General features: G+C 69.7%; 19 protein-coding genes and 1 pseudogene. 15 read left to right on the plus strand and 5 right to left on the minus strand.

The genetic code is table 11. From position 1 onward, the window contains the following. Positions 1 to 26: 26 nt before the first annotated feature. Positions 27 to 1,469: a cellulase family glycosylhydrolase gene (locus ABUW04_RS29785; protein ID WP_380567532.1), complete on the plus strand. Its 1,443-nt coding sequence runs from the start codon at positions 27 to 29 to the stop codon at positions 1,467 to 1,469. Here ABUW04_RS29785 and ABUW04_RS29790 read toward each other — a convergent pair. Together ABUW04_RS29790 and ABUW04_RS29795 are read right to left on the minus strand one after the other, a co-directional pair. Beyond that, a complete protein-coding gene (locus ABUW04_RS29790) occupies positions 1,447 to 3,126 on the minus strand; it encodes an N-acyl-D-amino-acid deacylase family protein (RefSeq protein WP_380567534.1) in 1,680 nt (559 codons plus the stop codon). The two genes, ABUW04_RS29785 and ABUW04_RS29790, sit on opposite strands and share 23 nt — an antisense overlap. Next, complete coding sequence (locus ABUW04_RS29795) at positions 3,126 to 4,445, minus strand: alanine racemase (protein ID WP_380567535.1); 1,320 nt, start codon at positions 4,443 to 4,445, stop codon at positions 3,126 to 3,128. The genes ABUW04_RS29790 and ABUW04_RS29795 overlap by 1 nt, the downstream gene beginning before the upstream one ends. A 93-nt stretch (positions 4,446 to 4,538) precedes the next feature. On the opposite strand from ABUW04_RS29795, the gene ABUW04_RS29800 reads away from it, so the two are divergent. After that, positions 4,539 to 4,934 (plus strand): RidA family protein, encoded by a 396-nt coding sequence (locus tag ABUW04_RS29800; protein ID WP_030257851.1) that lies wholly within the window; start codon positions 4,539 to 4,541, stop codon positions 4,932 to 4,934. 37 nt (positions 4,935 to 4,971) lie between these two features. Continuing rightward, positions 4,972 to 5,595: a prepilin peptidase gene (locus tag ABUW04_RS29805; RefSeq protein ID WP_380567537.1), complete on the plus strand. Its 624-nt coding sequence runs from the start codon at positions 4,972 to 4,974 to the stop codon at positions 5,593 to 5,595. Positions 5,596 to 5,613: 18 nt separating this feature from the next. Here the strand turns inward: ABUW04_RS29805 and ABUW04_RS29810 are convergent, their stop codons facing one another. Then, positions 5,614 to 7,152, minus strand: a complete 1,539-nt coding sequence (locus tag ABUW04_RS29810; protein ID WP_380567538.1) for a chitinase — start codon at positions 7,150 to 7,152, stop codon at positions 5,614 to 5,616. Positions 7,153 to 7,360: 208 nt separating this feature from the next. Beyond that, complete coding sequence (gene mgrA, locus ABUW04_RS29815) at positions 7,361 to 8,401, minus strand: L-glyceraldehyde 3-phosphate reductase (RefSeq protein ID WP_380567539.1); 1,041 nt, start codon at positions 8,399 to 8,401, stop codon at positions 7,361 to 7,363. Positions 8,402 to 8,593: 192 nt separating this feature from the next. On the opposite strand from mgrA, the gene ABUW04_RS29820 reads away from it, so the two are divergent. From ABUW04_RS29820 to ABUW04_RS29870, 11 genes and pseudogenes are all read left to right on the plus strand, one after another. Further along, positions 8,594 to 9,385: an isoprenyl transferase gene (locus ABUW04_RS29820; RefSeq protein WP_380567541.1), complete on the plus strand. Its 792-nt coding sequence runs from the start codon at positions 8,594 to 8,596 to the stop codon at positions 9,383 to 9,385. 185 nt (positions 9,386 to 9,570) lie between these two features. Continuing rightward, positions 9,571 to 10,902: a PhoH family protein gene (locus tag ABUW04_RS29825; protein ID WP_030257839.1), complete on the plus strand. Its 1,332-nt coding sequence runs from the start codon at positions 9,571 to 9,573 to the stop codon at positions 10,900 to 10,902. A gap of 441 nt (positions 10,903 to 11,343) precedes the next feature. Then, positions 11,344 to 12,030 (plus strand): aggregation-promoting factor C-terminal-like domain-containing protein, encoded by a 687-nt coding sequence (locus tag ABUW04_RS29830; protein ID WP_449341758.1) that lies wholly within the window; start codon positions 11,344 to 11,346, stop codon positions 12,028 to 12,030. 322 nt (positions 12,031 to 12,352) lie between these two features. Then, positions 12,353 to 13,675: an AI-2E family transporter gene (locus ABUW04_RS29835; RefSeq protein ID WP_380567545.1), complete on the plus strand. Its 1,323-nt coding sequence runs from the start codon at positions 12,353 to 12,355 to the stop codon at positions 13,673 to 13,675. A 95-nt stretch (positions 13,676 to 13,770) separates the two neighbouring features. After that, complete coding sequence (locus ABUW04_RS29840) at positions 13,771 to 15,138, plus strand: AAA family ATPase (protein WP_380567548.1); 1,368 nt, start codon at positions 13,771 to 13,773, stop codon at positions 15,136 to 15,138. Beyond that, the gene (locus tag ABUW04_RS29845; protein ID WP_380567550.1) at positions 15,138 to 15,854 is read left to right on the plus strand and encodes an HNH endonuclease; all 717 of its coding nucleotides are present in this window, start codon (positions 15,138 to 15,140) and stop codon (positions 15,852 to 15,854) included. Before ABUW04_RS29840 ends, ABUW04_RS29845 begins: the two co-directional genes overlap by 1 nt. Before the next feature lie 11 nt (positions 15,855 to 15,865). Next, positions 15,866 to 16,831: a pirin family protein gene (locus ABUW04_RS29850; protein WP_380567551.1), complete on the plus strand. Its 966-nt coding sequence runs from the start codon at positions 15,866 to 15,868 to the stop codon at positions 16,829 to 16,831. 383 nt (positions 16,832 to 17,214) lie between these two features. Beyond that, positions 17,215 to 18,195 carry an AAA family ATPase gene (locus tag ABUW04_RS29855; RefSeq protein WP_380567553.1) on the plus strand — a complete coding sequence of 327 codons (981 nt, stop codon included), beginning with the start codon at positions 17,215 to 17,217 and terminating at the stop codon, positions 18,193 to 18,195. Positions 18,196 to 18,382: 187 nt separating this feature from the next. Beyond that, positions 18,383 to 20,803, plus strand: coding sequence for a S8 family peptidase (locus tag ABUW04_RS29860; protein WP_380567555.1), 2,421 nt, complete (start codon positions 18,383 to 18,385; stop codon positions 20,801 to 20,803). A gap of 69 nt (positions 20,804 to 20,872) precedes the next feature. Continuing rightward, positions 20,873 to 21,583 (plus strand): DUF6193 family natural product biosynthesis protein, encoded by a 711-nt coding sequence (locus ABUW04_RS29865; RefSeq protein ID WP_380567557.1) that lies wholly within the window; start codon positions 20,873 to 20,875, stop codon positions 21,581 to 21,583. Between the two features lie 298 nt (positions 21,584 to 21,881). Continuing rightward, positions 21,882 to 22,058: pseudogene (locus ABUW04_RS29870) on the plus strand (pirin family protein); the annotation flags it as partial. Between the two features lie 15 nt (positions 22,059 to 22,073). Here ABUW04_RS29870 and ABUW04_RS29875 read toward each other — a convergent pair. Next, complete coding sequence (locus ABUW04_RS29875; RefSeq protein ID WP_380567559.1) at positions 22,074 to 22,910, minus strand: SAM-dependent methyltransferase; 837 nt, start codon at positions 22,908 to 22,910, stop codon at positions 22,074 to 22,076. A gap of 329 nt (positions 22,911 to 23,239) precedes the next feature. On the opposite strand from ABUW04_RS29875, the gene ABUW04_RS29880 reads away from it, so the two are divergent. Further along, positions 23,240 to 25,237 carry a glycosyl hydrolase family 18 protein gene (locus ABUW04_RS29880; protein ID WP_380567561.1) on the plus strand — a complete coding sequence of 666 codons (1,998 nt, stop codon included), beginning with the start codon at positions 23,240 to 23,242 and terminating at the stop codon, positions 25,235 to 25,237. Positions 25,238 to 25,288 lie beyond the last annotated feature (51 nt).

The raw sequence follows: 25,288 nt of genomic DNA on the forward strand, positions 1-25,288 counted from the left end.
TAGTGGCGCGGCTGCGGCGATGGCTGGTGAACCTGGTGGTTCTGGCCTGCGCGATAGGACTACTGGGGGCGGTGGGGGCGAAGCCCTCCGGGCACGGTGCGTGGCAGGAGCGATTCATCACGGATTCGCAGGGCCGCGCTCTGATCCTCTACGGACTGAACACCTCCAGCAGCTCCAAGTACTCGGCCGACGGAATGCCCTGGATCAAACAGGCCGACGTGGCCGCGGAATACAACACTCTGGGCACGGATTTCGTGCGCTACCTGATCCAGTGGAGCGATGTCGAGCCCGAGCCCGGGGTGTACGACGACCACTACCTGGCCGAGGTCAGGCAGCGCATCGGCTGGTACCAGGCGCAGGGCTACCAGGTGCTGCTGGACATGCACCAGGACGTGTACGGGGCCGCGGTCGGCGGCAACGGCGCCCCCGGCTGGGTCACCGACAGCGGCGGCCTCGCCGCCACCGTGCAGAGCCCCTGGGAGATGACCTACGTCCAGCCCGGGGTGACCCACGCCTACGACGAGTTCTGGGGGACCCGGACCGACCACCCGGAGTACCAGCAGCAGTACGTCGCGGCCTGGACCCATGTCGCCTCGTACTTCGCCAGGAACAACACCGTGCTCGGCTACGACCTGATGAACGAGCCCTGGGGCGGCTCGGTGCAGGGCCCGGCCTTCGAGACGGGGCCGCTGGCGCACCTGTACCAGAACGCCATCGACGCCATCAGGACCGTGGACCCGAACCACTGGATCTTCGTCGAGCCCGAGGCGGCCACCACCAACTACGGCCTGCCCAGCGCCCTGCCCAAGCTGGACGACCCGAGGACGGCCACTCCGGGCGCCGAGGCCAGGATCGGCTACGCGCCGCACCTCTACCCGGCCCCCATCGACTCCGGCGGCACCTACAGCGGCACCGACCAGTACCTGACGGACCGTACGCTGGCCTCCTGGCAGACCCAGGTGCAGCGGACCGCGGCGCGGATGGACGCGCCGGTGCTGATGGGCGAGTGGGGCCTGGACGCCACCCAGGACGGGGCGCACCTCTACGTCGACCACGTCCAGACGCTGCTGGACACCATGATGATCGGATCGGCCTACTGGTCCAGCGATCCGGGCAGCTGGTCGCCGTGGAAGGCGCCGGGCAAGCCCTCCGACATCGCCGACGTGCTGGCCACCGCCTATCCGCGGGCCATCGCCGGGCAGCCGGTGGACTTCAGCTACGACAAGTCCACGCTGGAGCTGACCATGGACTGGAACGACAAGGTCGGCGTCACCGGCAGCACCGACGTCTACCTGCCGCCGGGCGACTTCCCGGACGGCGGCGACGTCCAGCTCAACGGGGACTACAAGGCGAAGTGGGACGCGAGCCGGCACATCCTGTCGCTGACGGTGAAGGCGACGCCGGGGGTGACGCACCATCTGGTGATCACCCCGACGGTGCCGGGCGTCAACGAGAGCTCGATCGGCTGACGCCCCGTCTGACGCTGCGTCCGGGGGTGGCGGCGGTGCGCCGGTGGTCGTCGACCACCGGGACGCCGTCCACCAGGACGTAGGGGATGCCGGACGGCGCGGCGCGCGGCTGCTCGTAGGTCGCCCCGGCCGCCACCGTCTGCGGGTCCAGCAGCACCAGGTCGGCCCGGAAGCCCTCGCGGACCAGGCCGCGGTCGGTCAGGCCGAGCCGCCGGGCCGGGCCGGCGGAGAGGTGCCGCACGCACTCGGCCAGCCCGAGCACCCCCTCGGTGCGCACGTAGTGGCCGAGGTAGCGCGGGAAGGTGCCCCAGGCCCGGGGGTGCGGCCGGTCGCCGACCAGCAGCCCGTCGCTGCCGCCGGTGTGCGCGGGGTGCCGCATGATCGCCCGGACGTTCTCCTCGTGGCCGACGTGCTGCAAGACGGTGGTCCCCAGTCCGTCCGCGCGCAGCAGGTCGACATAGGCGGTGAAGGGGTCGACGCCGTCCCTGGCCGCGAGTTGGCTGACCGTCAGGCCCACGGCGGACCGCAGCTCGGCCCGGCGCACCCCGCTGACCTGCACGGTGTCCCAGTCGGCGACCACGCCGTGGCAGCCGTCCGAGCCGTGCAGCTCCAGGTCGGCGCGGATCCGGGCGAGCACGGCCGGCGACGCCAGCCGGCGCAGCGTCTCCTCGGGGCCGCCGGCGGTGGCCCAGCCGGGCAGCAGTGCGGCCAGGGTGGTGGACCCGGGCAGGTAGGGGTAGCTGTCCAGGGTCAGGTCCACGCCGTCGGCGAGCGCGGCGTCCAGCAGGTGCAGCAGCTCGCCCGCCCGGCCCGCGTTGACCTGGAAGTTCATGGTGGCGTGGGCCAGGTGCAGGGCGCAGCCGGACTGCCGGGCCACCTCGGTCATCTCGGCGTAGGCCGCCAGGGCGTGGGCGCCGTAGGAGCGGTGGTGCGGGCAGAAGTAGCCGCCGTGGGCGGCCACCGTCCGGCACAGCGCCACCAGTTCGGCGGTGTCGGCGTACATGCCGGGGGAGTAGCTGAGCCCTGCGGACAGGCCCATGGCGCCCTCGGCCAGGGCCCGGTCCAGGTGGCGGTCCATCAGCTCCAGCTCGGCCGCGGTGGCGGCGCGGTCCTCCCAGCCCAGCACCAGGGCGCGCAGGGTGCCGTGCGGGACCAGGTAGGCGGCGTTGACGGCCAGTCCGCCGCCCAGCGGTCCGGCGTCCAGCCGGTCCAGGTACTCGCCGACGCTGCGCCAGGACCAGTCCAGGCCTTCTGGATCGCCGTTCCAGCCGGCGAGTTGGACCCGCAGCCCGGCCAGGGTGGCGTCGTCGACCGGGGCGTAGGAGAGGCCGTCCTGGCCGAGCACCTCCAGGGTGACGCCCTGGGCGGCCTTGGCCTCGTGCCCGGGGTCGGTGAGCAGGGCCAGGTCGGAGTGGGCGTGCATGTCGATGAAGCCGGGGGTGAGCGCCAGGCCGTCGGCGTCCACGGTGCGGCCGGTGGTGCCGGGTCTGCCGACGGCGGGACGCCGGCCCGGGTCGGTCTCGCGGTGGATCGCGGTGACCACCCCGTCGCGGACCAGCGTGTCGGCCCGGTACGGGGTCCCGCCGGAGCCGTCCACCACCAGCGCGCCGCGGAGCAGGAGGTCCTGACGGGCCCCCTGACTCGTCGTCGCAGGCATCAGAAGAAGGTCCGGATCAGGTCGACCACGGTGCCGTCCGCCTCGACCTCGGGGATCAGCTGCCACTTCTCGAAGGCCGTGCAGGGGTGCGAGAGGCCCAGCGCGACCCAGTCGCCGACGTTGACCTCGGCGCCCTGGGCGACCGTCACGAAGGCGTGCTGGTCGGCGAGCTTGTCGACGGTCAGTCCGGTGGCCGGGCGCTGCGCGCCGGTGCCGGGGTCGCGGACCAGCTCCGGCAGCGGCAGGCCGAGGTCGTAGGGGAGGTCCCGCTTGCCCGCGTTGAGCAGGGCCAGCCCGGGCTCGGGCCGGGAGACGACCTGGGCCCACAGCCGCAGCGCGGGCCGCAGCCGCTCCGCCTCGGCGGCGTCGCGCAGCGGCGAGATCCCGGCGTAGTGCAGCGCGTCGTGGGTGACGTAGGCGCCGCTGCGCAGCAGCCGCAGCACCGGCCGGGAGAGCCGCAGCGCCGGCTCGGTCAGCGCCTCGGCGACCAGGTCGAAGTGCTCGCTGCCGCCGGCGCTGACGATGATCTCCTCGGTGCCGGCGAACAGCCCGGCGGCGTCCACCCGGTGGGCCGTCTCCACCAGGTCGGCCAGCCAGGCCCGGACCAGGGCACGGTCGTCGACGGTGGCGATGGTTCCCTCGTAGCCGGCCACCCCGACCAGCCGCAGCCGCTGGCTCGCGGCGGCGCGCCGGGCCAGCTCGACGGCGGCCGCGACTCCGCGCACGCCGGTGCGGGCGCCGTCCGCGCCCAGCTCGACGACCACGTCCACCGGCCGGACGCCGGTCGGCAGGGCCGCCTCCATCAGTTCCACGCCGCGCACCGAGTCGACGTAGCAGACGAAGCGGAACCCGGGATCGGCGTCCAGCTCGGCGGCCAGCCAGGCCAGCGCGGCCGGGTCGACCAGCTCATTGGCCAGGAACACCTGCGGCACCCCGAAGGCCCGGTACATCCGCAGGTGGGAGGGCATGGCGGCGGTGATCCCCCAGGCGCCCAGCTCCAGCTGGCGCCGGTAGAGCTGCGGGGCCAGCGGGGTCTTGCCGTGCGGGGCGAAGGCCAGTCCGTGGGCCGCGGTCCAACGGGCCATCAGGGCCAGGTTGTGGCGCAGCGCGTCCGCGTCCAGGGTGAGCACCGGGGTGGTGAAGCCGTCCTCGAAGAGGCTGGGCTCGGCCGCCACCAGCTCGGCGACGGTGCCGCCCGCGCGGGCGGGCGGCATGCCCTTGAACCGCCAGTCGAGGAGGGTGCTGCCGAGCTGCTCCAGCGCGAGGTGGTCCACGATGCTCCTGACAGGGTGTTGCGGCAGACGCAATGCTGGTTGCATATCCTGCCGCACGGCAGTTCGTCCGTACAGATCCGCCCGTACAGATCCGCCCGTGCCCGTCCGTCCGTTCCAGCGCCGAGGAGTACCACCGCCATGAGCAAGAGCGTCGTCCGCACCGACCAGGCCCCGACCCCGATCGCGAGCTTCTCCCAGGGCGTCGCCAAGGGCGGGCTGCTCCAGGTCGCCGGCCAGGTCGGCTTCGACCCGGCGACCGGGACCCCGGTCGGCCCCGGCCTGACCGAGCAGATCGAGCAGACCCTCCGCAACGTCCAGTCCGTGCTGGAGGCGGGCGGCGCCGGCTGGGACGACGTGCTGATGATGCGGGTCTACCTGACCGACACCGCGCACTTCGCCGAGCTGAACGCGGTCTACGACGCCTGGTTCGCCAAGGCCCTGCCCGAGGGCGGCTTCCCGGCCCGGACCACGGTGTACGTGGGCCTCCCGGCCGGCCTGCTGGTCGAGATCGACGCCCTCGCCGTCACCGGCTGAGGTTAGTCTGAGGGCCTCCGGGGGAGAGGGGGCGACCGTGCTGGGTCCGTATGCGTTCACCGCGGTGGCCGGCGGCCTGGTCGGTGTGGCTGTCCATGGCCCGGTCCGGCGCGAGGCCGCCCGGTACACCGCGCAACTGCCCTCTCCCACCCAGGTCATGGGCCTGTGCGTGGCGGCCCTGGGGGCCACCGCGGCGGCCACCGGCTACCACTGGCACGTCCTGGCGCTGCTCTGGGCGGCCGCCTGCGCCGTGCCGCTGGCGCTGGTGGACGTCACCGAGCACCGGCTGCCGCGCCGGCTCACCCACCCCTCGGCGGCCGGGACGCTGCTGCTGCTCGGCGCCGCCCGGCTGGCCGGCGACCGCACCGGCTCCGCGCTGCACGCCCTCTACGGGGCCGCCGCGCTGGGCGCGGTGTTCTGGCTGATGGCGCTGGCACTGCCGTTCGGCCTCGGCGACGCCGCGCTGGGGCTGACCGTGGGCGCCGTGCTCGGCTGGTACGGCTTCGGGGCGGTCTTCGAGGGGGTGCTGCTCGGCTTCCTGCTGGCGGCGGTCTACGGCACGGCGAAGCTCGCCGCGCGCCGTGCCGGGCGTCGCGACGAGCTTCCCTTCGGACCGTTCCTGCTGCTGGGGGCGCTGGTGGCGGTGGCGCTCAGCCACTAGCGCCCCGGCCGCCGCCGACTACGCCATCGCGTGGACGAAGACGCCCTCGTTGTTGGCGAACTGGTTGCCGTTGCTGGCGTCCCAGTTGGTCGACCAGGTCATCACCCCACCGATGGCCGGCCAGGTGGTGCTGGGCTTGAAGGTGCCGCAGTTGGTGCCCTTGGCCAGGCAGTTGAGGGCGTTCTCGACCACGCTGGGTGCCACGTAGCCGCTGCCGGCCGCGCTGGTCGAGGCCGGGACGCCGATGCCGACCTGGCTGGGGCTGAGCCCGGCCTGGATGGCGGTGCAGGCCATCGAGGTGATGAAGTCCACGGTGCCCTCGGAGTAGACGCCGCCGTCGCAGCCGTTCATCGAACCCGAGTTGTAGTACTGGGTGTTGACGATGGTGAGGACGTCCTTGACCGCCAGCGCCGTGGCCAGGTAGTCGGAGCTGGAGTTCAGCATGTCGATGGTCTGCGGGGCCATGGTGAGCACGAAGCCGGAGCCGGCCTTGCTCGCCAGCGAGTGCAGCGCCTGCGCCATGTAGGTCGGGTTGAGGCCGTTCTCCAGGTCGATGTCGACCCCGTCGAAGCCGTACGTCTGCATCAGCGAGTAGGCGCTGTTGGCGAAGTTGGTGGCGGCGGCGGAGCTGGCGACGGAGATGGTGCCGTTCTGGCCGCCGACCGAGAGCACGACCTTCTTGCCGGCCGCGTGCTTGGCCGCGATGTCGGCCTTGAACTGGGCGTCGGTGTAGCCGCCGAGCTTGCTCTGCAGGGTGGAGTCCAGCGAGAAGGTGATGCCGCCGGTGTTGCTGGGGTCGGCGGTGGCGAAGGAGACCGCGATGATGTCGTACTGCGAGCTGACGTCGCTGATCTTCTGGTCGGTGGCGCCGTTGTCGAAGTCCTGCCAGTAGCCGGTGACCAGGTGCTTCCCGGTGCCGGTGCTGCCGGTCGAGGTGGCGGTGGGGGTCGGCGAGGCGGTGGTCGCGGTCGGCGTGGGGGAGGCGGAGGCGCTGGCGCTGGCGCTCGCGGAGGCCGACGCGCTGGCGGTCGGGCTCGCCGAGGTGGTCGCGCCCGCGGCGCCGCTCAGCACCACGTCGTCGGCGTAGTACGCCGCCTGCCCGTACCAGCCGTGCAGGTAGATGGTGACGCTGGTGGTCGAGGCGCCGGTCTTGAAGGTGGTGCTCAGCTGGTTCCAGGAACTGCTGTTGGACCAGGTGCTGACGTCCGTCGTGCCGTCGCCGCTGGTGCCCAGGTAGACGTACGGGCCCTGGACCCAGGAGCTGAGCGAGTACGAGGAGTTGGGCTGGACGCTGATGGTCTGGGTGCACTGCGCGTCGTCGCCGCTGGTGGGGGTGGCGACCAGGGCGTGGGTGCCGGAGTGCACCGTGGCCGTGGTGACGGCGCCGCCGCTGCAGGTCCAGTTGGAGAGGGTGCCGGTCTCGAAGCCGGGGTTGGCCACCAGGTTGGTGGTGTCGGCGCTGGCGCCGCCGGTGAAGGCGACCAGGCCGGTCAGACCGAGTCCGACGGCCGTTGCACAGGCGGTAATTGCGCCGATGGCGCGGCGAGGGGAAGCCATGGATCTGTCCTCAGGGTGTGGGGGAGGGAAGACAGCAAGTGAAGCTTGACCCACAAGTTGGACTAGACCAGTTGGCATGTCAAGACCCCCAACTGCTGCTTAAGGTTCCGTTGAGACAACTCCGAGCAGGCGGTCGGGAGAGCAAAAAGGTACAGACCACATCCGGAGGGGATCCCCCCGAATGCGGTCTGTACCAAGTCGTGCCTTTTCAGCCCTGGCTGGAGGCCGACCAGATGTTGATGTCGGCGTCGGTCGCGTAGCGGTCGATCTCGGCCAGTTCCTCCATGGTCAGGGCCGGGCCCTGGATTGCGGCGATGTTGGTCTCCAGCTGCGCCACCGAGGAGGCCCCGATCAGCGCCGAGGTCATCCGCGGGTCCCGCAGCAGCCAGGTCAGCGCCAGCTGGGCCAGCGACTGGCCGCGCTTGGCGGCGATGTCGTTGAGCGCGCGCAGCTTGAACAGGGTCTGCTCGTTCAGCGCGCCCGGGTCCAGCGACTTGCCCTGTGCGGCCCGTGAGTCCTCCGGGATGCCGTGCAGGTAGCGGTCGGTGAGCAGGCCCTGCGCCAGCGGCGCGAAGCCGATGCAGCCCGCCCCCTCCTGCTCCAGGGTGTCCAGCAGCCCGTCCTCCTCGGTCCAGCGGTTCAGCATGGAGTAGGAGGGCTGGTGGATCAGCAGCGGAACGCCCAGGTCGCGCAGGATCGCCGCGGCCTTGCGGGTGTTCTCGGCGTTGTACGAGGAGATGCCGACGTACAGCGCCTTGCCCTGCTGGACCGCGGACGCCAGCGCGCCCATCGTCTCCTCCAGCGGGGTCTCCGGGTCGAACCGGTGCGAGTAGAAGATGTCGACGTAGTCCAGGCCCATCCGCTGCAGCGACTGGTCCAGGCTGGCGGTGAGGTACTTGCGCGAGCCCCACTCACCGTAGGGGCCCGGCCACATGTCGTAGCCGGCCTTGGTGGAGATCACCAGCTCGTCCCGGAACGGACGGAAGTCCGCGGCCAGGTGCCGGCCGAAGTTGGCCTCGGCGGCCCCGTACGGCGGGCCGTAGTTGTTGGCCAGGTCGAAGTGGGTGACGCCGAGGTCGAAGGCCCGTCGCAGGATCGCCCGCTGGGTCTCCAGCGGCTTGTCGTCGCCGAAGTTGTGCCACAGGCCGAGCGAGATCTCCGGCAGCTTCAGCCCGCTGCGGCCGGTCCTGCGGTAGTTCATCGAACCCTGGTAGCGGGTTTCGGCCGGCTGGTAAGGAGCTGGGATCATGGGGTGGATGCCTCTCCGGATGGCGCATTTTGTCAGACCACTGAACAATAGTCCGCCGATCCCACCGGCACGATTCCATGACGCTCAGGTGCCGGGAGTATGGTGACCCCCCGGGGACGGGCTGCTGCTGACGCCCGCCTGCCCGGAAGGTCGCAGCCGACCGGAGGGTCGCAGTAGAGGGGCGCAACAACCATGGACCTCGGGCTGGTCATCCGCCGCACACCGGTACTCCGCAAGCTGACCTACGGGCTCTACGGCCGCCGGGTCGAGGCCCACCTGGACCGCACCGCGGTGCCGCGCCACGTCGGGGTGATGCTCGACGGGAACCGCCGCTGGGCCCGCGCCGCCGGGATGTCCACCGTGGACGGGCACCAGAGCGGCGCCGACAAGATCCCGGACTTCCTCAGCTGGTGCGAGGAGGTCGGCGTCGAGGTGGTCACCCTGTGGATGCTGTCCACCGACAACCTCAGCCGGCCCAAGGAGGAGCTGGTCCCGCTGCTCGGCATCATCGAGCAGGCGGTGCGCGACCTCGCTGCCACCGGCCACTGGCGGGTCCACCCGGTCGGTGCCCTGGACCTGCTGCCGACCGGCACCGCAGCCGTGCTCAAGGAGGCCGAGCAGGCCACCGCGCACCACACCGGGATACTCGTCAACGTCGCCGTCGGATACGGCGGCCGGCACGAGATCGCCGACGCGGTCCGCAAACTGCTGCAGGAGCAGGCCGCACTCGGCACCTCGGTCGAACAGCTGGCCGAGATGATCGACGTCGAGCACATCGCCCGCCACCTCTACACCAGCGGCCAGCCCGACCCCGACCTGGTCATCCGCACCTCCGGCGAGCAGCGGCTGTCCGGCTTCCTGCTCTGGCAGAGCGCGCACTCCGAGTTCTACTTCTGCGAGGCCTACTGGCCGGCCTTCCGCAAGGTCGACTTCCTCCGGGCGCTGCGCGACTACGCCAACCGCCAGCGCCGCTTCGGCGGCTGACCCGCGGTCCGGTTCCTTGTCCAACAGCCGAAGAACGGCTGATGACGATGGGGCGTCAGTTCGTTTCCATCGGCATGGGTTCGGGCGAGCCGGGGAATAACCGGGTCAGACCGTGACCTCGGCCATCGGGGCCCGAGGGTCCGGCGAACCGCGGATGACAGCAGGTCGTCCGCCCGGGAGGCCCTGTGGTCAGCTCCAAGAGCCGCCGGAGTGAGCAAGACCGGCGCACGTACGTCCTCGACACCAGCGTTCTGCTGGCCGACCCGAACGCGATGACGCGATTCGAGGAGCACGAGGTCGTGCTCCCCGTGGTCGTGGTCACGGAGTTGGAGGCCAAGCGGCACCACCCGGAACTCGGCTACTTCGCCCGCCAGGCGCTGCGCCTGCTGGACGACTACCGGGTCCGCTACGGACGGCTCGACGCCCCCATTCCCGTGGGCGACGTCGGCGGAACGATCCGGGTCGAGCTGAACCACACCGATCCGTCCGTCCTCCCGGCCGGCTACCGGCTCGGGGACAGCGACAGCCGCATCCTGGCGGTCGCCCGCAATCTGCAGGCCGAGGGCTACGACGTCACCGTCGTCTCCAAGGACCTGCCGATGCGGGTCAAGGCCAGCTCGGTCGGCCTGCTCGCGGAGGAGTACCGCGCCGAACTGGCGATCACCTCCGGCTGGACCGGTATGCACGAGCAGGCAGTCTCCGGCGAACAGGTCGACGCCCTGTTCGAGGCCGGGAGCGCCGACACCGTCGACATCCCCGAGGTGCGCGAGCTGCCGGTGCACACCGGCCTGGTGCTGACCTCGGAGCGCGGCAAGGCCCTGGGACGGGTCACGCCGGACGGCAGGGTGCGCCTGGTGCGCGGGGACCGCGACGTCTTCGGGCTGCGCGGCCGCAGCGCGGAGCAGCGGATCGCGCTGGACCTGCTCCAGGACCCGGACATCGGCATCATCTCGATGGGCGGACGGGCCGGCACCGGCAAGTCGGCGCTGGCGCTGTGCGCCGGGCTGGACGCCGTGCTGGAGCGCCGGCAGCACCGCAAGGTGATGGTCTTCCGGCCGCTGTACGCGGTGGGCGGGCAGGAACTGGGATACCTGCCCGGTTCCGAGTCGGAGAAGATGAGCCCCTGGGCCCAGGCGGTCTTCGACACCCTCTCCGCGGTGACCACGCCGGACGTGATCGAGGAGGTGCTGTCCCGGGGGATGCTGGAGGTCCTCCCGCTCACCCACATCCGCGGGCGCTCGCTGCACGACGCCTTCGTGATCGTGGACGAGGCGCAGTCGCTGGAGCGGAACGTCCTGCTGACGGTGCTGTCCCGGATCGGCCAGGGGTCGCGGGTGGTGCTCACCCACGACGTGGCGCAGCGGGACAACCTGCGGGTGGGGCGGTACGACGGGGTCGTCGCGGTGGTGGAGAAGCTGAAGGGGCATCCGCTGTTCGCACATGTGACCTTGAACCGGTCGGAGAGGTCGCCGATCGCCGCGTTGGTCACGGAGTTGCTGGAGGACATCCACAGCTGAGGCCTGTGCCGGGGCGCGGGGTGCTGTCCGTCGGGTGGTGCACGGGAGTGCATGGCCGGGCGCGCAGTTCCTCGCGCCCCTTGTTGTGGTTCGGCGCGGAGGCAAAGTTGTCCGATCGTAACCATGGCACCAGCTGTCCCACAGGGGTTCGGCCGAACTTCCTGCCCCATCCGCCATGTGAGCTTCACCACGCAACCGGGAATTGCGCCGGGCCGTCCGAGTCGGGCAAGGTGTGGGTTCTGTCAGGCCCCGCGTGGGACAGGACTGACCACTCGTCAGAGTGAAAAGTCCGGTCGTACGCCGCCCGAGTTCGTTGGCGCCCCGTTCCCTTCGAGGCGCTCCGGGCCCGTGTCTCCCGTGACCATCGCAGCGGGGAGGCCAGCGTCAGGGGTGGGGTTCGTCCGTGCGGTCACCACACGGACGACGCTGGAAGGAAACCGTGTGAACCGGATTTCGGTTCGGGGTGTGGCTGTGGCCTCCGCCACCGCCGTCACTGCCGTCGGAGCCGTGGTCGGCGTCGCCTCCGGCGACACCAAGCCCACCGTTCAGACAGCCGATGTCGCAGGATCCACTCTTCTCGCCGAGATCCCGTCCGGCGAGCAGGCCCAGACGGTGAGCGAGAACATCGCCATGCAGGCCGACGCCCAGCAGGCGTCCGCCACCGCAGCCGCGCAGAAGGCCGCCGCCGAAGCCGCCCGGATCAAGGCCGCCCAGGTCGCCAAGGCCAAGTCCGACGCGGACAAGGCCGCCGCCGCTGCGAAGGCCGCCAAGGCCCGCGCCGACGCGGAGGCCGCGGCCAGCCGTGCCGCCGCCCGCGAGGCCGTCACCAAGACCTACACCGCCGGTTCGTCGCAGGCGATAGCCCAGTCGATCGTCCCGGCCTCGCAGTTCACCTGCTTCAGCAACATCGTCGAGCGCGAGAGCGGCTGGGACTACACCGCCACCAACGCCAGCTCCGGCGCGTACGGCCTGGTCCAGGCCCTGCCGGGGAGCAAGATGGCCTCGGCGGGATCGGACTGGCGCACCAACCCGGCGACCCAGATCAAGTGGGGCCTGAGCTACATGGACTCGCGCTACGGCAGCCCGTGCGACGCCTGGGCCTACTGGCAGGTCCACCAGTCGTACTGACGAGTAGCCCCGAGGCCGTGCAGAGCGCGGCCGCGCGGACATGTTGAAGCCCCCGATCCCTGTCCGATCGGGGGCTTCGATACATCTCCCACGGAACGGCCGCCGTGTGCGGAGCGGCCTTGATGCTGGTCGTCCCCCGATCCCTGTCCGGCTAAACCCATAAAGCCAAGAATGACCGGATTTTCCGATCAGCTGTCGAAGGATGACCGGCTCAGCTTTCCGGTGGGCCGCCCCGGTGACCGCTGTGAGCACCGGGTAGCGTTCGGGGCGCGGACTTCATCTGGTTCACGGGGCTATCGGGTGTGAAGGGGGCGGGGCGGCGATGCCAGGCGAGCAGCACAGCGGACCGGTGGCTTGGGGGGCGTCGCTGCTCTCACGGATCGCCTCGCGGCTGGAGCACCGGCGCCGCGAGGTCGAGGCCGACGTCAAGGTCGCCGAACACCGTAACGACCCGCCGCCGGTCCCGGCCCTCCCCGCGGTGGAGAACGGCCTGTCGCACTATCCCGCCAGGCCCAGCAGCCCGACCGAGGCCGTGCCCTGGTCGCTCAGGGTCACCGCCGAGCTGATGTGGCGGCTGCTGATCGTCGGCGCCGGCGTCTACGTGCTGTTCCGCGTGGTCCAGACGCTGCGCATCGTCGCCTTCGCCTTCATCGCGGCGCTGCTGATCAGCGCGCTGCTGCAGCCCACCGTGGCCTGGCTGCGGCGGCACGGGGTGCCCAGGGGGCTGGCCGCCGCGATGACCTTCATCGGGGGCCTGATCGGCATCGGCCTGGTCGGCTGGTTCGTCGGCTGGCAGGTGACCACCAACCTCAACGAGGTCACCGGCAAGGTCCAGAACGGCATCTCGCAGATCCGCACCTGGCTCACCCACGGGCCGATGCATCTGACCGACAAGCAGATCAACGAGTTCGCGGGGCAGCTGTCCAAGGCGATCGGCACCAACAGCGACCAGATCACCTCCTTCGGCTTCTCCACCGTCGGCATCGTGATCGAGATCCTGACCGGGGTGTTCCTCGCGGCGTTCTGCACCTTCTTCCTGATCTACGACGGCGAGCGGATCTGGGGCTGGCTGCTGCGGCTGTTCCCGCCGAGCGCCCGGCGCGGGATGGCCGGGGCCGGGCCGCGGGCCTGGTCCACGCTGACCGCCTACGTCCGGGGCACGGTGCTGGTGGCGTTCATCGACTCGGCGTCGATCGGCATCGGCATCTATCTGCTCGGGGTGCCGCTGGCCCTGCCGATCTCGGTGCTGATCTTCCTCGGTGCCTTCGTCCCGCTGGTCGGGGCCCTGGTCACCGGCACCGTCGCGGTGCTGATCGGGCTGGTGACCAACGGGGTGTTCACCGCGGCGATGGTGCTGGCGGTGCTGCTGGCGGTGCAGCAGATCGAGGGCCACCTGCTGCAGCCGCTGATCCTGGGCCGCGCGGTCCGGGTGCACCCCATCGCGGTGGTGCTGTCGGTGACCATCGGATCGGTGATCGGCGGCATCGGCGGCGCGGTGGTCGCCGTCCCCCTGGTCGCCGTCACCAACACCACGGTCGGCTACCTGAAGACCCGCCAGCACGTGGACGAGGACGTCCGGGCCGCACTGATCGCCGCCGAGGCCGACGCCGCGGCGGGCGTGCACGACCAGCCGCCGCAGACCTAGGACCCGGCGCCGCGGGACGCTCGTCGCGCTGCCGGTCCGGCTAGTCTCGTCACAGCGGCCCGTGACGGCCGGCGGCACGGAAGGGGAGACCACGGGTGTACGTGTCGAGAGTCCAGATCGACGGGATCCGCGGGTTCCACGGAGCCCGCTCGGTCGATCTGGTGCTCACCCGCCCCGATGGGACCCACGCCGGCTGGACGGTTCTGGCCGGCCGCAACGGTTCCGGGAAGTCGACCCTGCTCAAGGCGCTCGCAATAGCTCTGTGCACCCCGTCCGTGGCCTATCCGCTCGCCCCCGACCTGCACGCGTGGCCGACGGCGACGCCCAGCCGGATCCGGCTGACCATGGACGCCGACCCGGACGACATCGAGTTCCTGCTGGGCGGCAGGCCCGGCAGCGGCAGGCCGGCGGACGGGGCCGGGCACGGGGAGATCCGCACCGAGTGCGTCTGGGTCGACGCCAGGAGCCGTTCCGGCAAGCGCCCTCCGCAGCCGGTCTGGAACCGCAGGCTCACCCTGCGGTCCACCGGCGGCCGGGGCCGGAAACCGGTGCGCGTCGCGATCGCCGACCCGGAGTGGGACAGCCTGACCGACGGGATGTTCGTCGGCTACGGTCCGTTCCGGCGCCTGGCCAGGGACGGCGGGCAGGACGCCGCCACCTTCGCCACCCTCTTCGACAACGACGCCGCCCTCGCCGAAGGGGTGGCCTGGCTGGTCGGTGAGCACCACCGCAGCCTGGAGGGGCGGGCGGGCTCGGCCGAGATCATCGACGCGGTGCTGGCCCTGCTCGGCGACGGACTGCTCCCGGACGGGTTCCGGGTCTCCCGGGTCGACTCGCAAGGTCTGTGGGTCGAGCGCGGCGGGCGGGAGTTCGCGCTGCAGGAGATGAGCGACGGCTACCGGACGGCCGTCGCCATGGTGGTCAACCTGGTCTGGGACACGCTCGGCCCGCTGCACCCGGCCGAACCGGTGGTGGAGCGCAAGGACGGGCGGGTGGTCGTCCCCAGGGCCGGGGTGGTGCTCATCGACGAGGTCGACGCGCATCTGCACGTCACCTGGCAGCAGCGGGTCGGTGACTGGCTGAGGACGCACTTCCCCCGGATCCAGTTCATCGTCACCACCCACAGCCCCTACGTCTGCCAGGCGGCGGACCCCGGCGGCCTGATCCGCCTGGCTGCGCCGGACGAGGACGCCGCTCCGGAGGTCGTCGACGACGACCTCTACAGCCGGGTGGTCTACGGGAGCGGGGACGACGCCGTGCTCTCCGAGCTGTTCGGGCTGGAGAGCCCGTACTCCGCCGTGGCCGAGCGGGCGCGCCGGCGGATCGGCGATCTGGAGGGCCGGGTGCTCAACGGCGCGGCCTCCGAGGCGGAGCTCGCCGAGTACGAGGAACTGAGCAGCAAGCTCAACAGCTCGCTCAGCGCCCGGGTGATCGAGGTGTCCGCCCGCCTGGCCCGGCGCTGATGATCCCACTGGGGAGGCCGGCCCTGGAGGAGCGGCTGGACCGCCGGCTGGTGTCGCGCACCGCCGCCCTGGTCCGCAGCGGTGCCACCGCCGAGCAGGCGCGCCGGGCCTGGTCGGGGGCGGCCGCGTTACGCAGGCAGTTGCGCGAGGCGCTGGAGCGGATGGCTCCCGGTGTCCAGCGGTGCATGTACTGCGGGGACAGCCACGGTGCGTCCATCGACCACTTCGAGCCGCTGGCCCGGAACCCGCTGAAGGCGTTCGTCTGGGTCAACCACCTGCTGGCCTGCACGCACTGCAACAGCAACCACAAGCGCGACCGCTTCCCCGTGGACGCCTCCGGCGACTGCCTCCTGGTCGATCCCACCCAGGAGGATCCGGCGGACCACCTCCAACTGGTGCTGCGGTCCGGGGAGTACCGGCCGCGTTCGGAGAAGGGCGCGGTCACCATCGACGTCTTCGGCCTGAACCGGAGGGCGCTGGTGGACGGGAGGGCGGCGGCCTTCGTCCGCTGCCGGTCCATGCTGCGCGACATCCACCACCAGCTCGGTTCCGCGCAGGGTGCGGAGGCCGACCAGGTGGCGGACGCGCTGGCCATCCAGCCCTTCGCCGACGTGCTCCATGCGATGCAGGCGCTGCGCGAGCAGCCCGGTGCCGCCCTGGTCATGGGAGAGCCCGAACGGGAGAGCCTGCGTTGGCTGGCCCGCCGTTCCGGCTAAGGTGCGATGGTATGAGCAACCTGGAGACCGCGCCGCAGGCGCGGGTGTGCGGTGGGCGTGAGGACGTTGCGGCGGAGCCGGTGCACGAGCTGCTGACGGGCCGGCAGGTGCCGCTGGGCGGCAGCACCGTGGTGCGGCGACTGCTGCCGAACCTGGGCCGGCGGATGGTCGGCGCCTGGTGCTTCGTGGACCACTACGGGCCCGACGACATCGCCAGCGAGCCGGGGATGCAGGTGGCCCCGCACCCGCACATCGGCCTGCAGACCGTCAGCTGGCTGCACGACGGCGAGGTGCAGCACCGGGACAGCCTCGGCAGCCTGGCCACCGTCCGGCCGCGCGAGCTGGGGCTGATGACGGCGGGTCGGGCCATCGCGCACTCCGAGCAGTCCCCGTCCCCGCACTCCCCGCTGCTGCACGGCGCGCAGCTCTGGGTGGCCCTCCCCGACGCGGACCGGCACACCGAGCCGCACTTCGAGCACCACCCGGTGCTGCCCGAGGTCACCGCGCCCGGGCTGCACGCCACCGTGATCATGGGCGAGCTCGACGGCGCCCGCTCGCCGGGCCGGACCTACTCGCCGCTGGTCGGCGCCGACCTCACGCTGGCCGCCGGCGCCTCGGTGCGACTGCCGCTGCAGCCCGACTTCGAGTACGCGGTGCTGGTGATGTCGGGCGACGCCGAGGTGGACGGGGTGCCGGTGCAGCGCGGCTCGATGCTCTACCTGGGCTGCGGACGCCGCGAGCTGCCGCTGCGCGCCGCGGCCGACAGCGGCCTGCTGCTGCTCGGCGGCGAGCCGTTCGAGGAGAAGCTGGTGATGTGGTGGAACTTCGTGGCCAGGACCCAAGACGATATCACCCAGGCCCGCGAGGACTGGATGAACGGTGATCGTTTCGGCACAGTGCATGGCTACGACGGCGCACCGATCCCTGCTCCCACATTGCCCCCAGTGCCCCTGAAACCCCGAGGGCGAGTGCGCTGACCTGTGTATTTACCAGGACCTGGTCGCCCGCATCCAGGGCGACTCTGGGATGGGCGACGGCCTCCGTAGTCGTGCAGTGGGAGCGCTACAGGCCCGGGGGCTCTCAGGACGGCAGTGCGGCAGTTCGTGACCTTGTTTGACCGGGTCTGCCAAGACGGATGCTGACCTTTTGCTGACCTGGCTGACGGGGTATCAGGTAACTGGCGTGCCGCCAGGCTCTTCGGAGCTGTCATTCGTCTGAGTCATGGCGCGAGGCCGAGGAGGAAACTCGGGCGGTAGGGGAAGAACTACGATGGGATACCCCTCTGCATGAGATGCTCGGGTGCGGTTGTCGGAGGCCGCCGCTAGCTTGACAGCACGAGTCGCCGAAGGAGGCGCAGACCATGACCGCGAGCGCCGACCACCTGAAAGCCTTGCTCAGTGCGCATGCCGCAGGGGACGACGACCAGTTCTACAGCATCGCGCTACAGGTAGCGGCCAAGTCGGCTCGACAAGGGCATGGGAGACTTGCTGTTGAACTTCGCGAGTTGATCGACTCATCTCGTGGTCAGAGAATTACTCGCCGCGCCGCACCGACGCCGGTTGTGCAACCTCGCGGCGAACTTGGGAGCTTGCTAAGCGCTGATTACCCCGATGTCCGCCTTTCGGATATGACGCTCGCCGAGGGTCCAAATGCGCTGTTGGAAAAGGTCTTGCACGAGCAGCGGCAGCGCGGACAACTGGAGAAATTCGGTTTCACGCCCGTGCATCGAGTTCTCCTGTCTGGTCCGCCTGGGACCGGGAAAAGCATGACGGCAGCGGTGCTGGCCGGAGAGCTGGGCCTGCCCTTGTTCACAATCCGACTGGATGGCTTGATCAGCCGATTCATGGGCGAGACGGCCTCGAAGCTTAGGTTGGTCTTCGAAGCCGCGGCCGAGACAAGGGCCGTTTATCTCTTCGATGAATTCGATGCCCTGGGTGCTGATCGGGCCGCAGGAAATGACGTCGGCGAGGCTCGCCGTATTCTGAATTCTTTTCTTCTTTTCTTGGATCAAGCGCCTCCGGAGTCGTTGGTGGTTGCCGCCACCAATCATGGCCAATTGCTCGACGGTGCACTCTTTCGTCGCTTCGATCTAGCGATCATGTACGCACCACCTTCGGCCGAGCAGGCGATCGAGGTTCTTCAGCGAAGGCTCTCCGCGATGGATACCGCAGCTGTAGCGTGGTCTGACCTGGCTGCTCTCACGGATCGACTGAGCCATGCGGAACTGGTCAAGGCGGCCGAGTCGGCGGCCAAACGGGCGATTCTCGGGGGGAATGACATGATCGACGCGGAACACCTGAGGAACGCATTGAACGAAAGGCATTCCCTGCGTCATGCCTGAGGGCCCCGCGCCAAGCGCTTCGCATCTCTTCGTCCCGTGGGCCGCGCGAACCCTCATCCCACGGCCCCCCAAGGGGGGTGGTGGTGGCACCCCCGTTGATCGCTCCGGCAATCGGGCAGGGCACGCTCAACGGCTCCACGACGAACTCTCCACGGTGCAGCAAGCGGCCCACACCGCTGGTGCCTCTGTGGATCCCCGGCTGCGAGCTGACGGCTTCGCGGTACGCGTTGAAGCTTCGCCCAACCATGAGCTCAAGCTCGACTCACTGGACAGCTCCGGCCTCTCTCTGATGAGCGTGCGCCCTGCCACCGACGATCGTCCGCAAGACGCGGTTGTGTGGATCCCAGAAGGCGCTGTCACCACGCTGCTGAAGAAGATTGACGAATTTACCCAAAGTACCCCCGGTGGCAAACCCAAAAACAACGCACTGGTCGCCAACATCGAGCAGATCGAACAGGCTACGATCGAGAACCTATGGCAAGAGGATCAGCCGCTCCCGGACATGGATACACAGGCATGGTGGGAGCTATGGCTCGACGACGCACTGACCTCGGCTGATCAGGTCGCCACCCTTCGAGCGCTCGCTGAGGCCCACAGTTGGACCATGCTGCCGCGCACCATGGGCATTGGACAGTTCCGTGTTGCCCAGATCAGCACCACCCGCCGCCAGCTTGCTCAGGTCTTGCGCACCAACGCATGCCCGTCCGAGATCCGCAAGCCCACCTTCGCCGAGGATCTCCACAGCCCTCCACTGCGAGAGCTGCATCGCGAGTTGGTAACCGACCTCGCAGACCGGATGCGTCCGGCTGCATCTGGTGCGCCCGCCGTCACTCTTTTGGATACCGGCATCGATCAGCAGCATCCCCTGCTGCGGGCTTGCATCATCGGTGCCCACAGCGCCTTGACTGCTGAAGGTCCCGACGACAACCGCGGCCATGGCACGCAAATGGGCGGCCTCTCTCTGTTCGGCGACACCCTCGACCGAGAACTGGCCTCAAACAGCGTGGTGCAGCTGAGCCATCATCTGGAGTCGGTGAAGATTCTTCCGCGTCCGGGCAGAGAGCATCGTCGCCCCAATGGTGAAGTCACGGCAGTAGCCATCACTACCGCCGAGACAGCAGCCCCCGACGAACCTCGCACCCGAGTCTTTGCCATGGCAGTAACCCTCGAATCCGGAAACGGAATCAATGGTACTGATGGCACAGCCACGCTGTGGTCCGCCGCGTTGGACGCCATGGCTGCCGGCACCGACATTAACGTCACCGACGAGCGCATCGACCTTCTAGGACCGCCCGACCCCGATCAGGCCCGCCTGATTCTCGTATCAGCTGGTAACGTCCGCGACCATCAACCAGCCGACCTCATCAACCCCGATAGTGGCGCCATCGACCATTTCGGGCTGTGCGACACCTCGCGCATTGAGGACCCTGCACAGGCCTGGAACGTACTCACCGTCGGAGCTCACACCGACGTTGACCACGTACCCACCGACTCAGGCCATGAGGGATACCAGCCGATCGCGGCCAGAGGTCAACTGTCGCCGCACAGCCGTACCTCAGTTGCCTTCAGCGAAGCAGCCCCGACCAAGCCCGACTTGGTCATGGAGGGTGGCAACCTCCTCATCGACGAGGCCCGAACCTGGGTCGTCGAACACCCCTCCGTCAACCTGACTACTACAGATCGCACCTACCACGGGCGCTTGCTCACCACCATGTCGGCCACCAGTCCTGCCACCGCGCAAGCAGCACGCCTTGCTGCTCTCGCCTACGCTCGTTATCCCCAGCTCCGCCCAGAAGCCGTCCGCGGCCTGCTCGTTCACGAAGCCGAGTGGACCCCGGCCATGCTCGAAGGCGTCTACAACCGCAATGACCGTCGCAAGATCAGCGCCCAACAACTCGCCCGCACTGTCCTGCGCCGCTATGGCTGGGGGGTGCCCACCGAGGACCGGGTCCTCGCGAGTACCGCGAGCGCCGTGACCTTGATCGTTCAGGACGAACTGAAGCCCTTCATCCGAGATGGCAAGCAGGTCCGCCTGGGTGAACTGAAACTCCACGAACTGCCTTGGCCCCGGGAACAGTTGCTGGATCTCCATGCGGCGAAGGTCAAACTGCGCGTCACCTTGTCCTACTTCGTCGAGCCCAATCCCGGCCGGCGAGGAATGTTCGGCCAACACACGTACGCCTCGCACCGCTTGCGGTTCGCCCTCAAGGGCCCCAACGAATCAGTCGCTGCCTTCGAACAGCGCATCGCCATCAACGCCCAAGCCGAGGACGACTCTCGTACCACTGGCAAGCCGTTCGACACCGATAGGGACTGGCTCCTGGGGCCCACCAACCGTGACCGCGGCTCCCTACATTCAGATGTGTGGCGCGGCAGCGCGCGTGAGCTTGCCGACTGTGGAGTACTTGCCGTCTACCCCGCTGGCGGATGGTGGAAATACCACAACAGTGCCGACCGCGTTGGCCGCCTTGCCCCGTACGCCCTACTGATTTCAATGGCCACCCCCGAGATCGCAGCAGACCTTTACACTCCTACGGCCATCCAACTCGGCGTCCCTATTCCAACCGAGATCAGCAATGCGGGCCCCATCGAAACGCGCCTTTTCTAGCTGCGGCTCGCTGGCGACGCACCTGACAGGTTGTGGGCTGGGCGGGGGTGATTCGGGCAGACTGGCGTGATGAGCTTCGGGGCGGGGCAGAACGAGGGTGGCTGGGACGATGGCGGGGTCCTCCGGGCTGTGTTGAGGCGTACGGCCGAGGAACTCGGGCTCGCCCTGCCCGAGTCGGACAGGAAGTGGGGTCGCCTCGCGGAGTACGTCGACGCGGGGAGCGGCCGGCGCGTGATGGTCTACCCGCCCGACGAGGGGCGGCAGACCTTCCAAGTGAACCTTCAGGACAACGGCACGCGCCTGGCCTGTGGGTGGACCACGGACCTGACCAAGGTTGCCAGGGCGACGGCGGCGTGGACGGGCGGCGCGGGGCTTGAGGAGACCCGGGCGGGCGCCTCGTTCGTCCGGTTCAGGCCCTGGGCCCTCACCCACGAGCGGGAGCCATTCGGTGCCGTCGAGTTGACGTGGTGGGCCAAGCTCGACCGTATCCACATGCCGCCCTACGACCGGCACCCGCGTGCCCACGCCCTGCTGGCGGCGGCGTACGCCCAGCCGGTGCTGCGCGTGCTGATGCCGGTCAACAGCCACTTCAACCTCTGGTTCTCCACCAGTGTCGAGGAATTCTGGAAGGGTCGGGTCGGGTACGTCATCTGCCCCTACGACGATGGGTTTTACGGGTTGCGGAAAGACAGCGAGTTGGTCGCACGCACCGAGACGCCGGAGGAAGCCGTCGCCCTCATGGTGGCCGCCCTCCCGGAGGGGCTCGGGCCGGCAAGCTGAGGCGACGTAGAGGATCGTGGGCAGCACGCGGGGCTTTGCAGCACGGGAGTCGGACCGGCCTCCTTCAGGTGCTGAGGGCGAGATCCGTAAGGCACGCCCCAGTTCCCAATCAAGGAAGCCCAGTTGCGTCTCGGTATCGTCCAACTGGCGGGTTGCAGCCGTACGGTTGCTACTCGTCTTCAGCATGCAGGCGGACCTAACGGCCCAAACGCGGAGATTCCCGGCCTCGACAGATCCGGCGAGATGCTGACTTTTGCTGACTTGAGCAGCTGGATATTCCTCTGACCTGCGGAAATGTCAGCAAATGAAGATGTGGTGGAACTTCGTGGCCCGCAGCGGCGACGAGATCGCCGAGGCCCGCGAGGCCTGGATGACCGGCTCCCGCTTCGGCGAGGTGCACGGCTACGACGGCGCCCCCATCCCCGCCCCGGCCCTTCCCGACCTGCCGCTGAAGCCGCGCGGCCGAGTGCGCTGAGCTGAACCCCGGGGATCAGGGCTTGCGGGCGATCAGCAGGTAGGCGTCGTCGACGGCCGGGTCGTCGGCGTAGGGGAGTTCGGCGTCCCCGGCGAAGGCGGGCCACCAGGTGGTGGGCGTGGCGACGCCGGGGGCGAGCAGCTCCAGGCCGTCCGCGAAGGCCTCGACCTCGGCGCGGTCGCGGGTCTGGAAGCGGACGCCCGCCGCGCGGTAGGTGTCCGCGCCCCGGTTGACCGCCTCCGGGTTGCTGTCGGCGGTGGCGTGCGACAGCACCAGGTAGCTGCCGGGGGCCAGCGGCTTCAGCAACTCCCGGACCAGGGCGTACGGTTCGTCCTGGTCCGGGACGAAGTGCAGCACCGAGATCAGCTGCAGTGCGACCGGGCGGTCCAGGTCGAGCGCCGGATGCTCGCCGGTCAGGCAGCTGTGGCCGAGGATCTGCTGCGGCTGCCGCAGGTCCGCCTCGATGTAGTCCACCCGGCCCTCGCCGGTGGTCCCGGTGAGCAGCGCACGGGCGTGGGCGAGCACGATCGGGTCGTTGTCGGTGTAGACGATGCGGGCGTCCGGGTGGATGCCCTGGGCGATCTCGTGCACATTGGGCGTGGTCGGGATGCCGGTGCCGATGTCCAGGAACTGGGTGATCCCCTGCCTGGCCAGGAACTCCACCGCGATCCGCATGAAGGCCCGGTTCATCCGGGTCACCGTGCGCAGCCCGGGGTAGGCGGCCAGCGCCTGCTCGGCGACCGCGCGGTCCACCGGGAAGTTGGTCTTCCCGCCGAGCAGGAAGTCGTACATCCGTGCCGACTGCGGACGGTCGGTCCGCAGGTCCACCGGCTGGATCGGCTCAAGACGCACGGCTGTGCTCATCCACCCCGACGCGCTATCGGTCATCGCCGACCACCCTTGTCCGTACGGGACCGCTCTCGGCCACTGTAGGGCCGACGATCTGATCATAACCGGCAGTCAGTCACCTTATTGGTCCAGACCCTTGACGGAGTGATTGGTCTGTACCACATTGAGTGGCAGGTACCTGCCCAACGCATGCGCATGCGCTCACGTCCCCCTCATCCCCCACTTCGGGAGGACGCACCATGCACCAGTCCATGCGCCGTTCCATGCGGCAGCCCGTGCAGCAGTCCACACGCGGTCCCGACCGGCCGCGCCGTGGTCCACGGGGGCTCGGCATGACCGTCGCCACCGTCGCGGCAGCCCTGGTCGGACTGTCCGCCTCGCTGCTGGCCACCTCGGCCGGGGCCGCCACGGTGGCCCCGGCGACCAATACCACCGGCGCCGCGGCCACCAGCGGCGGTCTGAAGATCGGGTACTTCGACCAGTGGTCGATCTACCAGAACACCTTCTATCCCAAGAACCTGCAGACCGAGGGCATCGCGCCCAAACTCGACTACCTGATCTACGACTTCGAGAACATCGACCCGACCTCGCACACCTGCTTCGAGGCCAACTCGGCCGCCTCGCAGGACGAGACCAACCCCAACGCCGGTGACGGCGCGGGCGACTCCTTCGCCGACTACGGCAAGTCCTACGACTCCAGCATCAGCGTCGACGGCACCTCGGACGCCTACAACATGCCGATCGTGGGCAACTTCCACCAGCTCCAGGAGCTCAAGGCGAAGAACCCCAACCTCAAGATCCTGCTGTCGATCGGCGGTTGGACCTACTCCAAGTACTTCTCCGACGCCGCGGCGACCGACGCCTCCCGCAAGGCCCTGGTGTCCTCCTGCATCGACATGTTCATCAAGGGCAACCTGCCCTCGCAGAACGGCTACGGCGGGGCCGGCACCGGCAAGGGCATCTTCGACGGCTTCGACATCGACTGGGAGTACCCGGGCGGCGGCGGCCACACCGGCAACCACTCCAGCACCGCGGACAAGGCCGACTTCACCGCGCTGCTGGCGGAGTTCCGCAGCGAGCTCAACACCCAGGGCGCGGCCGACGGCAAGACCTACGCCCTCAGCGCCGCCCTGCCGTCCGGCCAGGACAAGATCCAGAGCATCGAGACCAACAAGATCGGCCAGTACCTGACCTTCGGCGACGCCATGACCTACGACATGCACGGCGGCTGGGAGCCCACCGGGCCCACCAACCACCAGGCGCCGCTCTACTCCGGGCCGAACGACCCGATGACCCCGATCGCCCCCGGCACCGCCAAGTACTCGGTGGACGAGGCGGTGAAGGCCTACACCGTCGGCGACTCCCAGTACGGCATCACCGGCGGCTTCCCACCGGGCAAGCTGACCCTGGGCATCCCGTTCTACTACCGGGGCTGGACCGGGGTGCCGGCCGGCAGCAACCACGGCCTGTTCCAGACCGCGACCGGTCCGGCGACCGGCGCAGCCGACTCCGGCAACGTCGCGGGTGTGCGGATGTACAAGGAGCTGACCGGGGTGGTCGACAACGCGGCCGACACCTTCTGGGACCCGACCGCGCAGGCCGCCTACTTCTACGACGGCAGCAACTTCTGGAGCGGTGAGGACGCCCAGTCCATCCAGGCCACCGCCAACTACCTGCACTGCAACGGCCTGGGCGGAACCATGATGTTCTCGATGTACGACCTGGACCCGGCGGCGACGCTCTTCAACGACACCGTGGCCGACACCAACGGCTCGGCGTCCAGCTGCCCGGCCCCGCCGACGACGGCCCCGCCGACCACCGCGCCGCCGACCACGGCCCCGCCCACCACGGCTCCGCCGACCACCGCGCCTCCCACCACCGCCCCGCCCACCACGGCGCCGCCCACCACGGCTCCGCCGACCACCGCGCCGCCCACCGGCGGAGCAGTCGTCAACGGCGGCTTCGAGACCGGCTCGCTGTCCCCCTGGACCTGCTCCGCAGCGGGCAGCGCCACCGTCCAGAGCAGCACCGTCCACAGCGGCAGCCACGCCCTCACGGCGACGCCGACGTCCAGTGACACCGCCCAGTGCCAGCAGACGCTGACGCTCAAGGCCAACACGGCCTACACCCTTACCGGGTGGATCCAGGGCAACTACGTCTACCTGGGCGTCAGCGGCGGGGCCACGGCCAGTACCTGGGCCAGTCCCGGCTCCAGCTGGCAGAAGCTGACCGTCACCTTCACCACTGGCTCGTCCACCTCGGTCACCCTCTACATCCACGGGTGGTACGGCCAGAGCGCCTACTCGGCCGACGACATCGCCGTCGCCTGAGTAGTCGGATGCCGGCTGTCACCACCTGTCAGCCCTCAGCCGGCATCCGAC

This window comes from Streptacidiphilus jeojiensis, from assembly GCF_042510965.1.
Classification (GTDB): domain Bacteria; phylum Actinomycetota; class Actinomycetes; order Streptomycetales; family Streptomycetaceae; genus Streptacidiphilus; species Streptacidiphilus jeojiensis.